The sequence below is a fragment of the Phyllobacterium sp. 22229 genome (assembly GCF_052056495.1).
GTDB classification, from domain to species: Bacteria; Pseudomonadota; Alphaproteobacteria; order Rhizobiales; family Rhizobiaceae; genus Phyllobacterium; species Phyllobacterium myrsinacearum.
Genome location: NZ_JBQEPA010000002.1, coordinates 311,302 through 326,483, shown reverse-complemented (window position 1 = coordinate 326,483; position 15,182 = coordinate 311,302). Strand labels below are relative to the sequence as shown.

General features: G+C 56.2%; 12 protein-coding genes. 5 read left to right on the top strand and 7 right to left on the bottom strand.

Features of this window, described 5'->3' with window-relative positions:
• Nucleotides 1-2: 2 nt before the first annotated feature.
• The 5 genes from ACTJJ7_RS03750 to rnk all read left to right on the top strand — a co-directional run bounded on the left by ACTJJ7_RS03750 (nucleotide 3) and on the right by rnk (nucleotide 6,943).
• The gene (locus tag ACTJJ7_RS03750) at nucleotides 3-989 is read left to right on the top strand and encodes an NAD(P)H-dependent flavin oxidoreductase (RefSeq protein WP_440965441.1); all 987 of its coding nucleotides are present in this window, start codon (nucleotides 3-5) and stop codon (nucleotides 987-989) included.
• Nucleotides 979-2,409, top strand: a complete 1,431-nt coding sequence (locus tag ACTJJ7_RS03745) for an NAD-dependent succinate-semialdehyde dehydrogenase (RefSeq protein WP_440965439.1) — start codon at nucleotides 979-981, stop codon at nucleotides 2,407-2,409. Before ACTJJ7_RS03750 ends, ACTJJ7_RS03745 begins: the two co-directional genes overlap by 11 nt.
• 33 nt (nucleotides 2,410-2,442) lie before the next feature.
• The gene (locus tag ACTJJ7_RS03740; RefSeq protein WP_440965437.1) at nucleotides 2,443-4,038 is read left to right on the top strand and encodes a GMC family oxidoreductase; all 1,596 of its coding nucleotides are present in this window, start codon (nucleotides 2,443-2,445) and stop codon (nucleotides 4,036-4,038) included.
• 22 nt (nucleotides 4,039-4,060) lie between these two features.
• Nucleotides 4,061-5,755, top strand: coding sequence for an amidohydrolase (locus ACTJJ7_RS03735; RefSeq protein WP_440965435.1), 1,695 nt, complete (start codon nucleotides 4,061-4,063; stop codon nucleotides 5,753-5,755).
• 720 nt (nucleotides 5,756-6,475) lie between these two features.
• Nucleotides 6,476-6,943 (top strand): nucleoside diphosphate kinase regulator, encoded by a 468-nt coding sequence (rnk, locus tag ACTJJ7_RS03730; protein ID WP_440965433.1) that lies wholly within the window; start codon nucleotides 6,476-6,478, stop codon nucleotides 6,941-6,943.
• Between the two features lie 152 nt (nucleotides 6,944-7,095).
• Here the strand turns inward: rnk and ACTJJ7_RS03725 are convergent, their stop codons facing one another.
• From ACTJJ7_RS03725 to ACTJJ7_RS03695, 7 genes are all read right to left on the bottom strand, one after another.
• A complete protein-coding gene (locus ACTJJ7_RS03725; protein WP_440965431.1) occupies nucleotides 7,096-8,646 on the bottom strand; it encodes a L,D-transpeptidase family protein in 1,551 nt (516 codons plus the stop codon).
• Nucleotides 8,647-8,650: 4 nt separating this feature from the next.
• The gene (locus ACTJJ7_RS03720) at nucleotides 8,651-9,673 is read right to left on the bottom strand and encodes an ABC transporter ATP-binding protein (protein WP_440965430.1); all 1,023 of its coding nucleotides are present in this window, start codon (nucleotides 9,671-9,673) and stop codon (nucleotides 8,651-8,653) included.
• Nucleotides 9,666-10,646, bottom strand: a complete 981-nt coding sequence (locus ACTJJ7_RS03715) for an ABC transporter ATP-binding protein (protein WP_105737666.1) — start codon at nucleotides 10,644-10,646, stop codon at nucleotides 9,666-9,668. Before ACTJJ7_RS03715 ends, ACTJJ7_RS03720 begins: the two co-directional genes overlap by 8 nt.
• Complete coding sequence (locus ACTJJ7_RS03710) at nucleotides 10,646-11,464, bottom strand: ABC transporter permease (RefSeq protein ID WP_105737668.1); 819 nt, start codon at nucleotides 11,462-11,464, stop codon at nucleotides 10,646-10,648. The genes ACTJJ7_RS03715 and ACTJJ7_RS03710 overlap by 1 nt, the downstream gene beginning before the upstream one ends.
• 59 nt (nucleotides 11,465-11,523) lie before the next feature.
• Nucleotides 11,524-12,456, bottom strand: coding sequence for an ABC transporter permease (locus ACTJJ7_RS03705; RefSeq protein WP_105737670.1), 933 nt, complete (start codon nucleotides 12,454-12,456; stop codon nucleotides 11,524-11,526).
• Between the two features lie 164 nt (nucleotides 12,457-12,620).
• Entirely contained in the window at nucleotides 12,621-14,318 is a 1,698-nt protein-coding gene (locus tag ACTJJ7_RS03700; protein ID WP_440965428.1) for an ABC transporter substrate-binding protein, read from the bottom strand.
• Nucleotides 14,257-15,159, bottom strand: coding sequence for a serine hydrolase (locus tag ACTJJ7_RS03695; protein WP_105737674.1), 903 nt, complete (start codon nucleotides 15,157-15,159; stop codon nucleotides 14,257-14,259). The genes ACTJJ7_RS03700 and ACTJJ7_RS03695 overlap by 62 nt, the downstream gene beginning before the upstream one ends.
• Nucleotides 15,160-15,182: the final 23 nt, after the last annotated feature.

Genomic DNA, 15,182 nt, shown 5'->3' with positions numbered 1-15,182 from the left:
CCATGCGCATAGAAACATCCGTCACCCGGCTTCTTCGTATTGACCTGCCGATCATTCAGGCCGGCATGTCCTGGGCTTCCTCCAATGCAGCGCTTCCACTTGCTGTCTCGCAGGCAGGGGGGCTCGGTGTCATTGCCGCCGGGCCGATGTATCGCGACGATCTGGCCGTAGCGATTGACGAGGTGCAGGCGGGCACTGACCGGCCTTTCGCCGTTAATTTGCCGCTCTATCGCAAAGGCGCCGATGAGATAATCGACCTGCTGGTCGAAAAGCGTATTCCGGTCCTCATTGCATCGCAGGGAGGCCCTGGGAGATACCTGCATCGTTTCAAACCGATTGGCACCGTATGCCTTCACGTCGTGGCAGGCGAGGACCATGCCCGCAAGGCGGCCGATGCCGGCGTTGACGGACTGATTGCAGTGGGCGGCGAAGCTGGCGGTCATCCGCCGCCGGATCTGGTTTCAACATTGGTGCTTGGGCGCGCCATCGCCAAGGCTGTTCCGCATGTGCCGCTTGTACTCAGCGGCGGATTTACCGATGGCCAGGGGCTGGCGGCAGCGCTGTCGCTTGGTGCAGGCGCGGCACAGTTCGGCACGCGCTTCATGCTGTCGCGAGAAGCCCGGCTTCATGACGCCTATAAGGACTGTCTGCTGCAGGCGCGCATCGGCGATACGGTTATCGTGGGACGTGACCTCGGCATGATCCGCGTGCTTCGCAATGTCTTTGCCGACCGCATGATGGAAATCGAGCGCCAGGATACGGCGGAAGATGTCAGGCGCGCGTTTTTCCAAACTGCCTCCCTGAAAGCTGCGGCCTTCGGCGGCGACACACAAATGGGCAAGCTTGAGGCAGGCCAGAGCGCTGGCCTGGTTTCGGATATTCTCCCGGCGACAGACATCGTGCGGCGGGTCGCACTCGAATATGCGGCAACCGTCAACGCGCTGCCCATTCCCAATGAAGACGAGGAAAGAAAACTCCATGCTGGATAAACCACTCTTGATTGACGGCACCTGGCGTGCGCCCTCCGGAACCCGTGCGGGCGAAGTCAGGAATCCTGCAACTGGCCAAACGATCGCCCGCCTGCCCTTCTGTGAAAAGGCCGATCTCGATGACGCCCTCGCGGCTGCCGCCAAAGGTTTTCAAACATGGCGCAAGATGACAGCGCTGGAACGGGCCAAGATCATGCAACGCGCTGCGGCGCTTCTGCGCGAGCGGGCCGATGCGATTGCGCACCACATGGTTCGTGAACAGGGCAAGCCGCTGACCGAAGCCCGCGGTGAAGCCAACGCCGCACCGGAACATGTCGAATGGCATGCGGAAGAAGGGCGCCGCACCTATGGCCGCGTCATTCCCTCCCGCATTCCCGGCGCGCGCCAGATGGTGATCAGGGAGCCAGTCGGCCCGGTTGCCGCTTTTTCACCTTGGAATTTCCCCGTCAACCAGCTGGTGCGCAAAATCTCTGCAGCCCTGGCCGCCGGGTGTTCGATCATCGCCAAACCACCCGAGGAAACCCCGTCGGCCTGTATTGAGCTCGCCCGTGCATTTCAGGATGCTGGCGTGCCCGATGGTGTCATCAACATCGTCTTCGGCGTTCCCGCGGAAGTATCCGAGTATCTGATCGCATCGCCGGTCATCCGCAAGATTTCCTTTACCGGCTCGGTGCCCGTCGGCAAGCATCTGGGCGCATTGGCTGCCGCTGGCGTCAAACGCGCGACAATGGAACTGGGCGGACATGCACCCTTCATCGTTGCCGAAGACGCTGATATCGAGGCGGCCGTGCGTCTTGGCGTCATGCTCAAATTCCGCAATGCCGGGCAGGTGTGCGCGTCACCAACCCGCTTCTATATTGAAGAGCCCGTGTACGACGCGTTTCGCGCGGCTTTCGTCGCAGCAACTCAGCGCCTGAAGATCGGCGATGGTCTCAACGCGGCAACGCAGATGGGCCCGCTGGCCAATCCGCGCCGGCTCGACGCCATGGACGACTTTGTCGAGGATGCCATCGCGGCGGGCGCACATCTGGATTGCGGCGGGCGCCGGGCCGGCAATGCCGGCTTCTTCTTCGAGCCGACGGTATTATCGAATGTCCCCGAAAACGCGCGCATCATGAATGACGAGCCTTTCGGTCCCATCGCCGCATTGGCGAAGGTCGCATCCATCGACGAGGCAATCACGCGCAGCAACCGGCTCGACTTCGGCCTCGCCGCCTTTGCTTTCACCCGCTCGCTTGCGACCGCCAACCGGTTCTCGGATGAGCTGCAAGCAGGCATGGTGTCGATCAACCATTTCGGCATTGCAGCGGCAGAAACACCCTTCGGCGGCATCAAGGAGAGCGGCTACGGCAGCGAGGGCGGCGCGGAAAGCCTCGATGCGTTCATGACCGTGAAATTCATCAGCCATATCGGAGCCTGAGCAAGTCAAATCTAGCGGGGAGGAGGAATCCCGGTGCAAACCTATGACTACATTGTCGTTGGCGCAGGATCTTCGGGCTGTGTTCTGGCGAATCGGCTGGTGACGGCTGGCAAGAGCGTGCTGCTGCTCGAAGCCGGAGCACGCGACAACACGCCATTCATCCATATTCCCGCCACTTTCGTTCGCGTGCTCGGCACGAAGCGGACATGGATGTACCGCACTGAACCGGAGCCCGGCGCCAATGGCCGAGTGCTCACGGTCCCGCAAGGGCGCACGCTTGGCGGTGGCTCCTCCGTCAACGCAATGATCTATATTCGCGGGCAGGCGGAAGACTATGATACGTGGCGCGATCTGGGCTGCGCGGGCTGGGGTTACAGCGAGGTTCTGCCGGTCTTCCGCCGCTCGGAAGACAATGAAACGTTTTCCGATGCATTCCATGGCACAGGCGGCGCGTTGAAAGTATCCGAACCGCGCCATCGCCACCCCATCAGCTCGGCCTTCGTGCGCGCAGCACAGGAAGCGGGCCTGCCCTACACCGCCGATTTCAACGGCGCGACGCAGGAAGGCATCGGGTTCTATCAGACAACAACCTTTAACCAGAAGCGCGCCTCCACCGCTGCGACTTTTCTGAAGGCGGTCCTGAAATCACCTTTGCTGACCGTCCGGACGGAGAGTGAAGCACACGGCCTCATTCTTGAAAATGGCGCGGCTGCCGGCATTTGTTACCGCACACGCGACTGCACCATGCACACCGCGCGCGCCAGGGAGGAAGTTGTCCTGAGCGCTGGTGCACTGGCCACGCCCAAACTGCTGATGCTCTCGGGTATCGGCCCTGGCGCGGAGTTGCAGCAGCATGGCATAGCAGTGATGCGCAACCTTCCGGGCGTAGGCGAAAATTTCCAGGATCACATCACCGCTTCAGTATACGGCGTAACCGACAGTCCCATCTCGCTCAAGGGACAGGACAGGGGCTTTCGCGCCATCGCAAACGGCCTGCAATATATGGTCACCAGGTCCGGCCTGCTGACATCGAATGTCGTGGAAACCGGCGGCTTTGTCGATACGTCCGGCAAAGGCAGACCCGACATCCAGTTCCATGTGACGCCAGCGCTTGTCGGCGATGCGCTACGCGGACAGATGGAAGGACACGGTGTGTCGATCAATCCCTGCATCCTGCGTCCGCTATCGCGTGGCAAGGTTTCGCTGCGCAGCTCTGATCCGCAGGACCCGATTGTCTTGATCGGCAACAACCTGACGCATCAGGACGATGTCGACACGCTCGTGCGGGGCATCCGGCTGGCCCGCCGCATTCTGGCAGCCCCATCCATGCGTGCCCTGGGTTTCCGCGAATTTTTACCAGGGCCAGGGGCGGAAAGCGATACACAACTGGTGCAACACGCCCGCTCTATGGCCAAGACGGTCTATCACCCGGCTGGCACCTGCAAGATGGGAAATGATTCACTGGCGGTCGTGGACAACAGGTTGAGGGTCATTGGCGTGCCGCGCCTGCGCATTTCCGATGCCTCGGTCATGCCGACCCTTGTCAGCGGCAACACCAATGCCCCCTGCGTCATGATCGCTGAACGTTGTGCCGATTTCCTCCTCGGACGGGACAACGGCCAGTCATGATCCCACGAAGGAGAATGGAAGCATGGCAGCCGGACAGATATTGCATAACGGAAGAATTCATACACTCGATACGGCCTCCAGCGTTGTTGATGCCATCGCCTTCGGCCGGGACGGCAAAATACTTGCGCTCGGCCGACTGCACGACATGCAGTCGTTGATCGATGAAACAACCGAAGTGTTTGACCTGCAAGGCTGTTTTGTGATGCCGGGTCTCATTGATTTTCATCTCCATGCGCTGCCGGGCATGATCGTCAAATTGTACAGCACCCGGCTTAAGCCGACTGACAATTTTGCGGCCGTTCTTGAGCGTATCCGGCTTGCCGCTCTTGAACCGGGGGAACGCGAATGGATTGTCGGCAGTGCGTTCGGGCCATCGGCACTGGCGGACATGCAGCAACTGGGCGCCCAGGCGTTGCATATGCTCGATGCCGTCAGTAATGGACGACCGGTCGTCCTCGAACATGTCAGTGGGCACGGCATCTTTGCCAATTCAGCGGCCTTGGCCCGTGCTGGTATCACCGCGCATACGCCCAATCCGCCGGATGGCGAAATCGTCAAGGCGGCCGGCCAGGTGACTGGCTTGCTGCATGAAACTGCCGCATGGCTAGTACAGGACAAAATTCCCGCCCTCACCCGGCAGCAGATGATCGATGTTGCAGGAAAGGCTGTTGCATTGTTCAACAGCGTGGGAATGACCGGTTTTTGTGATGCCAGCAGCACGCTGGACATGATGGAGACATTTCGTGCCCTTGACGATCAGGGCCGCCTCACCTGCTGGGCCGGGTTTACCCTTGCGCTGAGCAGTACGTGCCCGGGCTACGACCCGGCGGCAGCCGAACGCCTTCTGGCCGAACACCGGAACATTTGCGGGGAACATATGATCGCCAGTGCAGCCAAGATTTTTCTTGATGGTGTTCCATCCTTGCGTACGGCAGCCATGATCGACCCCTACCCGTCCGATGATCCCGACGTCCAGCCGGATCATCGCGGTGCCATTGCCCTTTCACCCCAGGAACTGGCGGCGGAAATTGCACGCTTCGACAGACTGGGGCTTAGTGTCAAGATACATGCCATCGGCGACCGTGCTGTTCTCACGGTTATCGACGCGGTCGAAGCGGTTCGGCGAACAAATGGCCCCAATGGTCCACAGCATCACATCGCGCATGGCCAGTTCATTCGGCCTGACGATATCGCGCGTCTGTCGCAGTTGAATATCCTTGCCGACCTCAACCCGCCCTTGTGGTTTCCCAGCAGCGCAAGTCTGACGCATAAAAGGATCGTCGGTGATCAGCGGTACGCCTCAACGTGGCCGGTGCGCAGCCTGCTCGACGCCGGTACAGACGTTGCCGTCGGGTCGGACTGGTTGACCATCTTTGCGGATATCAATCCCTGGCACGCCCTTTCCGGCCTGCTCACGCGCCGCGACCCCACCGGAAAATTTCCCGGTGTCCACGCGCCTGAACAGGCCATCAGCCTCCACCACGCTCTTCCGCTTTTCACCAGAAACCCTGCATTGGCCATGCGGCTTGGCGAGAAAACCGGCCAATTGGCTGTTGGCTTTTCTGCCGATCTGATTGTGCTCGATCGCGATCTAACCACGATATCTCCCGAACATATTGCCGGCACAAAGGTCCTGGCTACATTCTTTCAGGGGCGACTTGTTCATCCTGCCGATAAGCAGGTAAAAGGAATCTTCAGACTAACAACCCATGTATAATATCAGTTTTTCTACATATGGCGCATTCAGGCGTTCGTTTGACAATGCCGATAATAAGCAAATTTCGAGCATTTGAGATTGTAGCTCAAATGTCTACAAACATAGCCGACCATCAAGCGGTAAAAGTCGCATGGTCATGAAGTGGTGTTTTGCAGCGAAATCGCGGGATGGCTGTGAAAAGCTTGAATTGACGGCTTTCAGTGGTGCGGCGACATTTGCAGTCCATAGCAATACACGAGGAAAAACGACGGATGAGCCAAACCGCTGGCGCCACATGGCAAACGCACCGAAAGACGGTAGCCGAATCCTCGTAACGATCCGTCCATCTGAACAGGGGCAGCCCCCAGTGGATGGATACTGAAAGACAAACCATCAGGACAGCAGGATAAAAGCCCAATTTAACCTGGGTACTTCAATTTTACGATATCCGGTTAGCTTTTCTCGCGGGTTGACTTTAGGGATTGCTTACCCAACTATACCGAGATGAAATATACTGCTAAAACCATTTGCGATTATCTATATCGGGTTTTCCCCATCGCGGGATATTAACCCCCGGCTCGGTTGCCCATGCTTCGAGTCGAGGGGCGCCACATAACGACTGCGATCAGGATGAAAGGGGCTTTGGGCTCCCGCGTCCATGACACATTCATAATAAAATAGTTACACTGAAAAGTCGGCACTGAATCCCCACCCTAAGGGCGATGTGCGGATCGAAAAGAGATGAGCATTGAAATGCAGCACATGCGACAGACCAAACGCAAACCCAACATCCGTATATCGCAGACTGATCATTCAAGATTGACTGCGATAGCGAGTAGCTCGATGACAGAAAATCCGGAAGTTTCCGAGGAATTGCTAGACGAACTTGATCGCGCCAAGGTTGTCGCCGACGGATCCATTGCTGCCAAAGTAGTGCAGATGGGTTCGACCGTTACGTACAAAGCTTCGACCAATGACACAAAAACCGTCAAGCTCGTCTTCCCGGGAGAAGCGGATATAACCCAAGGCAAGGTCTCTATTCTCACGCCGATCGGGACGGCGTTGATCGGCTTGTCCATCGGGCAATCCATTTCGTGGACTGCCCGCAACGGGCGTAGTCATGAACTGACGATCCACGACGTCATTCACCCACTCAACGTGGACCAACAACCAATCTCGGAAAAATCCGTTAGGCCCTCCAACGAGTAGTAGAGAGGGGATTGCTGCAAGACGAATCCGCACAGACTGTTCTAGCGGCAGTCTGGCAATGTCGTTCCCCGGCTGACGGAGGTAATGGCTACCCGGCAAACCCGGTGCGGTTCACTTGCTTGTACCAGGAACAACTTATTGAGGATCCGCTTCTAATTCTGCAGACGCTCGCTCAATCGACAGAGGAAACAAAGCTCGCTATGCACTGGTGCCGTTAGTCCTGCAAAAATGATCGCCCCATCATAGGGCATCAAAATCTCGCTGCCATCCGCACGTTTCCCGATGAGTTCACCTTCGTTGACGGGTTCGCCAGCTGCAAATTGTTTTACCAGATGGTCCTCATCATGATCGGCGAGGATGGCATCGCATATTTCCAGCACACGCGGTGTTTGGGCTTGTGGCCGCGCGTCCGCAACCATACCCAGAGATGCCATGCCATTGACGAGACAGTCATAACCAACCTGTGGTCCCTTTGGGTCCAGATGCTGGCCACATTCAACCGTAACCCCATAGCCGCCGGTAGAGCGCATATATTCGGTTGTGCCTATACCATGCAGTGATGACAGGCCTTCGATTACGCCTGCATCGCGTTTTTGCTTTAGTGCTTTTTCATGCGCAGGCAGCCAGCCATGCACAACGAGCGGAAGATCAAGTGCTTTCGCCAGTTTAGTCTCTGCCGCTTCATGGGCAAAAGGTTCGAGCGATCCGTTGTTATCCCGTGGGCCGATCAGTGCGAAAGCTTCTCCTTCCGAGCTGAAAGAATGCAAATCAATCAACACATCATGAGCCCGTAGCAGCGGGCACATAATATTGGCCACGCGATCTTCATTGTCCTGCGGCATGGCACTTTCCGCAAGATTGCGATTAAAGTTGCGATCTCCGATGCGCGTATTCCTGCGGAAGGCAAGCCCGTTGACCACCGGCACAAAAGTAACCATGCCGCATTCCAGTTCTCTTTGTCCTGTGCGAAACTCATTGATCAGACGGCTGATCGCATAAGGGCCGGCTGGCTCGTTGCCATGGACAGAACCTGTAACAATCAAACGCGGCCCAGGTTTCATACCGTGAAACGTAACGCTCTCAATGGATTTTGGCGGCGCGCTAACAAAGGGCGCGAGCGGCGTCACCGGATCGTCAATTGAAGCGATGTCGACGACCATACCGGGGCACAGACGCCGCGCCAGTTCCATCAAATGCTCATGTGCCACGACCACGCAACCGGATGTGCCGCTGTAATCCGGTCGTGCCGTGTGCATGAAAATGGCTGAACCGCCACGAGCCTCAGGCAGCGCATCGTTCCAGCCAACAGGTATGATCAGATCAAACAGCCTCTCGCCACGGCGTGAAGCTTGTGTTTCGTCTGTTTCGAACACCAGCTGATTATAGAAGGGGCTGTCGGCATCTTCGATCCAGCGGTAATTTTCAGGCTTGGGCAAAAACGGAAAATCAAAGCCACGAGGCTCGTCACCGAAAACCGTCGGATCATAAAACCCATAACGCAAGGGATGACGGCCACGCGGCGTTTTACCGTCGCCTTCCCGTTTCAACTGCGGATCCACCAGGCCGTTACGGCCGATGGCGCACTTGACGGTCCAGTCACCTATGGTCAGCAGACCAATATGCGGGGTTTGTGGATCATACCCAGTACGCACGACAATTGTGGGTTGTTCGAGTGTTCCGACCATAAACGGGTTTTGACTCATGGGATTAGCCTTGTTCTAACAAATGGCAACGAGCGCGGTGGAAATGCGCACCGGACGAATTGATAAATGACGGAATATCGCCCTCGCGGCATTTGTCGAATGCGGAAGGGCAACGCGGATTGAACGCACAGCCAGGCGGGGGATTAAGCGGTGATGGTGCTTCACCCTGCATCCGGCGCTGGCGCGCCATGGGGGCCAGTGGATCGGGGATGGCGGCGATCAAGGCCTGCGTATAGGGATGCAGCGGGCTCGTGAAAATATCACTCCATACGCCCTCTTCAACGATGCGGCCCAGATACATCACTGCGATGCGGTCACTCATATGTTCAACGACGCCGAGATCGTGCGAAATCATCAAAAGCGCGATACCGAGTTCGTCTTTCAATTCCAGCAACAAATTGATGATCTGTGCGCGTATGGATACATCAAGAGCAGAAACAGGTTCGTCGCAGACAAGCAGTTTCGGTTGAACAATCAAGGCACGCGCGATGCAAATACGCTGCCTTTGGCCCCCAGAAAACTCGTGTGGCTTGCGATCCGCCGCTTCAGGTTTCATACCAACCTTAGCCAACATGTCCGTCACGCGGGCCTCGACCTCGGCACTATCTTTCATACCATGGAGACGCAATGGCGCGGCAAGAGCCTCGCGCACGGAACGGCGCGGATTGAGCGACGCAAACGGATCCTGAAATACCATCTGCACATTGCGGGCCTGAGCGAGTGGATCGTTTTTAACAGCTGTCGGCACATCCTGCCCTGCCACATGCACCGATCCGGAAGTGATGGGGACAAGTCCCATAATGGCGCCGGCAAGCGTGGATTTTCCACAGCCGCTTTCGCCGACCAGACCGAGGCATTCGCCGGCTTTGAGAGAGAGATCAATTCCGTTGACAGCTTTCAGTGTCTTTTTTCGAAAGCCTTCGCGAACAGAATAATGAATGCACAGATCTCGAATGGCGAGTACTTCGGCAGTGCTGCCGTTCTTGCCGCCATCTGTTGGTGGCAACGCGATGCTCTGCTCAGTCATGATGGAAACACCTAATCGAACCCAGCTCATCAAGGGACGCTACGGGCGGCATAGCCTCCCTGCACGCGTCGGTGACACGCGGACAACGCGAAGCAAAACCACACCCGATATCGCGCTCCATCAAGCCTGGAACGACACCTTTGATTTCGGTTAATCGGGAGCGGCCTTCCCGCAAACGACGGCCGAGGAGCGGCAAAGAGGCTACAAGCCCATGCGTATAAGGGTGGCGCGGATCGGTAAAAATCTCACTGGCAGGACGCTGTTCTACAATGTGGCCAGCATACATAACCGCCACCCGATGACACATGCGCGCAACAAGCCCCAGATCATGCGAAATCATCAGAACTGCTGTGCCCCGGGCTGTGCACAAATCAAGAATGAGTTCAACAATTTCTGCCTGAATGGTCACATCCAGTGCGGTTGTCGGCTCATCGGCAATCAGCAACGCCGGGTCGCAAGCCAGCGCGATCGCAATCATCACACGCTGGCGCATGCCACCGGAAAGCTGATGCGGATAATCCTTGATGCGCCGTTCCGGGCTTGGAACCTGTACCTGCTCCAGTGCCTCTATGGCTTTGAGCCGGGCCTGACGAGTGTTCATGCCTTTATGCAGCACGAACATTTCGCCGATCTGGTCACCGATTGTCATCAGAGGATTGAGCGAGGTCATCGGCTCCTGAAAGATCATGGCGACGCGGTCGCCGCGCAGGCGGCGCAAATCTTTGTTGGGCAAGCGGTTTATATCCTGCCCCTCCAGGAGTACGCATCCCTGCGTGACATTCATCGGGGCGCGCAGCAAACCCGCAATCGTCAGCGCACACAGACTCTTGCCGCAGCCGGACTCTCCAACAAGCCCGAACACTTCACCGGCTTGGATAGAAAAATCAATCTGGTTGACCGCCGGAAAGTTTCGTCCTTGAGCGCGCAGCGCAATCGAAAGATTTTGGACCTGCAGAATAGATTTGTCAGCCATCAGCGTTTTGACCTCCCGTGCGGATCAAGCAGGTCACGCAAGCCGTCGCCCAGCATATTGAAGCCAAGCACGGTGATGAAGAGCGCCATTCCCGGAAAAATCGCAACCCATGGCGCAACCATGAGCTGCTCGCGTGCCCGTGCCAGCATACCGCCCCAACTCGGTGCAGGCGGAACAACACCCAACCCCAGAAAGGACAGTGATGCTTCTGCCATAATGGCCGATCCGATACCCATTGTGGCCACCACAATGAGCGGCCCGCCAATATTCGGCAGGATTTCACGCAGCATGATGTAGAATTTACCGAAGCCAAGCGTGCGGGCCGCCTGCACATAGTTTTGTGATTTTTGAGTCAGAACCTGCGCCCGCGAAATACGGCAGCTATAGGCCCAGTCCGTCAAACCAAGGGCTATCAGCAGACTGAGCAGTCCGGGTCCAAGAACCGCCATGAGAGCCAAGGCAAACACAATGGTCGGAATGGATAGCATCAGATTTGTCAGGCCTTGCACAAACTCGTCCCACCAGCCGCCGAGATAACCGGCGGAAAGGCCAAGCAGAACGCCTATGCACGTGTTCATCGTCTGAACAGCAAGTCCGATCATAAGCGAGATCCGCGCCCCATAGGCAATGCGTGAGAAAATGTCCCGGCCCTGCTCATCGGTACCAAACCAGAACTGCGCACCTGGTGCTTCTTCTGCATAAAGAAGATTGGAGTTGGAAACCGGATCGTAATGGGCAATCCACGGCGCAAACAGCGCCACCAGAATGATGGTCACGAAGATTGTGAGCCCTATGACAAGATTGGAGCGGAACATCAGTGCTGCCTGTTCTGTTCAGAATATTTGCATGATTGCAAAGAACGCTTTCCCATAAGCACTCAGCGGTATCGAATGCGCGGGTCGATCGCGAGATAAGCGATATCGACAAGCGTGTTGATGATGAGAAAGAAGAGCACGATCACAAGAATGCAGCCTTGAACCGTTGGTATGTCGCGCATGGAGACCGATTGCGTCAAAAGCGAACCGATACCCGGCCACGCAAACAAGTTCTCAATGACGACCGAGCCACCCAGCATGGAGCCGAATTGCAGGCCGATTGTCGTCAGCACCAATACAAAGGCGTTGCGTGCCATATGTTTGGTAACAATGCGGAATTCCGAGTTTCCTTTTGATCTGGCCGTGCGGACAAAATCAGCATTCATGGTTTCCAGCACAGCTGCGCGGGTCGTGCGCGCCAAAAGCGCCATAGGGGCGATACCAAGCGTCAGGGCAGGCAGCACCAGATTCCTGATATTGCCGTTGCCATAGCCAAAAGTGGGCAACCAGCCCAGTTTGAGCGATATGAAATACATGGCCAGCAAACCAAACCAGAAACCGGGCAGCGAGAGACCGGAAACGGCTGTGATCATGGCCGTTGTATCCAGCCATGTGCCCTGTCGTACGGCTGCCAGAAAGCCAAGCGGCAAACCGATGACGATGGCAAAGGCAATCGCCGCAACGGCGAGTTTGAATGAGGCGACTATGCGGGTGGATAGCATCGTGGTGACAGGGCGTTGTGTGGAAAAGGACGTGCCGAGATCACCTGTTGCAAGCCCGGAAATATATTTGCCGAACCGCTGTGGCAACGGATCTTTCAAACCCAGTTCCTTTTCAAGGCGTTCAGCAACCGCCGGATCAATGTCGCGTTTGTCGCTGGAGAGCGAAGACACAAATGTGCCTGGCATGACGCCGAATAGAAAAAAGATCAGCGTTATTGCAGCAAAAACCGTGACCAGAGATTGTAGCAGTCGCCTGCCAATCACCACCAACATAGGAATATCCATAAATTGTGGTTAGAGGGACCCGGCCGATGTTACGGCGGCTTGGAAAATCGACCCTTGTCGGGAAATGTCGAACCCAGGGTCTTTCAGCTTGTTTCGTGATGTTCTGGCAGTTCGGCATATTGCCGGACTGCCAGAACGGAGCAACAGCTCGATTAACGGCCAGGCGCGTTGGCGTCGAGCCAAAGCGAATCCACTTCGATGATGGCGGCTTCGGTCACGTTGCTGTCAACGCCGTGAATCCACGGCTGGGTTGCCACTACTGCCTTATTGTAGTTGTTGAACCAGACCGGCGCCTTTTCAAAAATATAGGCATCCGCTTTCTTCAAAAGCTCAATGCGTTTGGCCGGATCCGATTCAGCCGAGGCCGCGTCCAGAATTGCGTCATAAGCGGGGTCTTTGAAGGCACTGCGGTTACAGCCCGGACGGCTGATACGGCTGTCGAAGCAGCGCAAAGCGGTGAGCGGATCAGGTCCCGTGCCCGCAGAACGAAACCATGCCATGGCCGATCCCTGATTCATTTCATCAACAAGCGTGTTGGAATCCACGACCTTGGCTTTGGCGGTGATGCCTACCTCTTTGAGAAATGGCATCATGGCTTCCAGAACACCGAGGCTCGATGTACCTTCCGTCACGGATATTGTCACTTCAAAGCCATTGGGATAACCGGCTGCCGCCAGTAGTTCCTTGGCTTTCGCCGGATCATATGGATAGGGCGCGCGGTCTTTGTCAAACGCCGGGGATGTTGTTGGTAGCCAACCCGTCGCCTTATACGCTTTGTCTTTGAGAAGTTTGTGGATGATGATGTCACGGTCAACAGCATAGTTGATTGCCTGCCGCACACGCACATCGTCAAATGGCTTCTTTTCAGTGTTGAGGCCCATATGGCGGGTGAACACCTCCGAAATTTCAATCAGGCCCTTGGAAAGTTCTGGGTCCGCCTTGTAAAGAACATAAGCGTTTTCTGACAGAACGGTGGCGTCCAGCTCGCCAGCGCGAAACGCCATATCAAGCGCGCTGTTATCACCGGATATGGTGAAATCCACTGCATCAGCATAAGGCTTGCCCTGTTTGTAATATTTGTCGAATTTTTTGCCCGAGATTTTTGAACCTTCAACGTGATCGCCAAAGGTAAACGGTCCAAGGCCAACGGGGTGGCTGAGGAAATTGCCGCTTTCTACTTCTTCTTTTGGCAGAATAGCTGTGATGGCTTCGAAGAACTGCGTGCCCGGATCGACAAGGTCTTTGAATGTGAGCGAGAAGGTGCGGTCATCGATCTTTTTAATGCCGCCGATTTCTTTGACTTCACCCTTGGAATATTCCTGCGCACCGACGAGTGTACCGACCTGCACTGCGCCCGGATAACCCTTCGCCGGGTCCATGATACGCGTATAGGACCAGACCACATCATCTGTGGTCAGCTTACGACCATTGTGGAAATAGATGTTGTCAAACAGTTTGTAAGTGAACGTTTTACCGTCATCACTGGCTTTAACCAATTCAGCCAGATCAAGAGCAGGCGCGTTTTTGGCTGAATCCCATGTATAAAGGGAGCGGTGAAACGCTTTGGAGACCACCATGTCCTGTGAGTTGTAAGTTGCATGCGGGTCAAGACTTTTGAGGGCCGCGCCATAGGGCGCTGCCAAATGCAGCGTCCCGCCGGGCTTCGGCTCATCGGCCCAAGCTGAGCTTGCAGGAACAGCCGCGGACAATGCGGCGGCAATCAATGCAGCTTTTATGATCGAGCGATAGTTCATAATTTTCCCCTTTTTCATTGATTGGCTGGTCAGCTTATTTTTGGAAGGCATATCGGTAAAAGTGCTGCGCGAAATTGGGCAGAAAACTTTTGTCATTCGCTGACCATTCCCCATCGCACATCACACAGAGAACAAAACTTTTCCCGTCAGGCGTTTCCCCGTAGACCAGATCGTGCCTGGTCCAGGACGTATGACCCGCTTTCGACCACGTCATGACATCCCGCGGCAAACCCTCAACCAAAAAACCACGGACCTGATCACCCTCAGGATCGCCATCATTGGAATGGCGCTGAAACTCACGGTTCATCAGCCCCATCATCCAATCGGAGCGCGCATGCGCACCGCGCGCAATGTCGTGCATCAAAGCTGCTGCGGATAAGGCGGTGAGACGATTTCCATTTTTGCCATTGCGGATCTGCTGCGCGCGGCCATACGGGCTGTCCTCATATGTGCCATGCAATACGTTGATACCCGCAAATTCCGGACGGTTCTGCGATTCATACCATTGCTGAACGCGGTGGCGCGCCGCGCACCATTCTTCAAGCGCTTTTCCCTGCAATGGCGCGCCATCATCAGCACCGGTCAAACGTCCCACGAGATAAACCGTCGCCTCGTTGGAGGAAATGGCCATCATCTGTTCGGCGGCACGATCATCTTCCGCGTGTTCAGCCAAGCGGCCTTCTTCACGGAAAGCCGCCAACGCATTGAGAAAAAACAGCTTCACGACACTTGCCGGATAAAGCGGTTTGATTGCCCGATGTCCAAACCATGACAAATTCAGGAATGCGCCGGGATCAACCAGGCGCAAGGGAGCATCGAAGAGACAGCCAGCCAGACTGACACGGCTTTCATCACGAGCGCCATTTGTCGATTGCAATGCGTCTGACAGCGCGCGTGACGCCGGATGCGTCTTCGGCATTTGGGCAGTGGCGTTCATTTATGTTCCCTATTTTTAAAACA

Coding starts and splice junctions, on each gene's coding strand:
- ACTJJ7_RS03750 (WP_440965441.1), top strand. CDS start 3: ATGCGCATAGAAACATCCGTCACCCGGCTTCTTCGTATTGACCTGCCG.
- ACTJJ7_RS03745 (WP_440965439.1), top strand. CDS start 979: ATGCTGGATAAACCACTCTTGATTGACGGCACCTGGCGTGCGCCCTCC.
- ACTJJ7_RS03735 (WP_440965435.1), top strand. CDS start 4,061: ATGGCAGCCGGACAGATATTGCATAACGGAAGAATTCATACACTCGAT.
- rnk (WP_440965433.1), top strand. CDS start 6,476: ATGAGCATTGAAATGCAGCACATGCGACAGACCAAACGCAAACCCAAC.
- ACTJJ7_RS03725 (WP_440965431.1), bottom strand. CDS start 8,646: ATGAGTCAAAACCCGTTTATGGTCGGAACACTCGAACAACCCACAATT.
- ACTJJ7_RS03720 (WP_440965430.1), bottom strand. CDS start 9,673: ATGACTGAGCAGAGCATCGCGTTGCCACCAACAGATGGCGGCAAGAAC.
- ACTJJ7_RS03715 (WP_105737666.1), bottom strand. CDS start 10,646: ATGGCTGACAAATCTATTCTGCAGGTCCAAAATCTTTCGATTGCGCTG.
- ACTJJ7_RS03705 (WP_105737670.1), bottom strand. CDS start 12,456: ATGTTGGTGGTGATTGGCAGGCGACTGCTACAATCTCTGGTCACGGTT.
- ACTJJ7_RS03700 (WP_440965428.1), bottom strand. CDS start 14,318: ATGACAAAAGTTTTCTGCCCAATTTCGCGCAGCACTTTTACCGATATG.
- ACTJJ7_RS03695 (WP_105737674.1), bottom strand. CDS start 15,159: ATGAACGCCACTGCCCAAATGCCGAAGACGCATCCGGCGTCACGCGCG.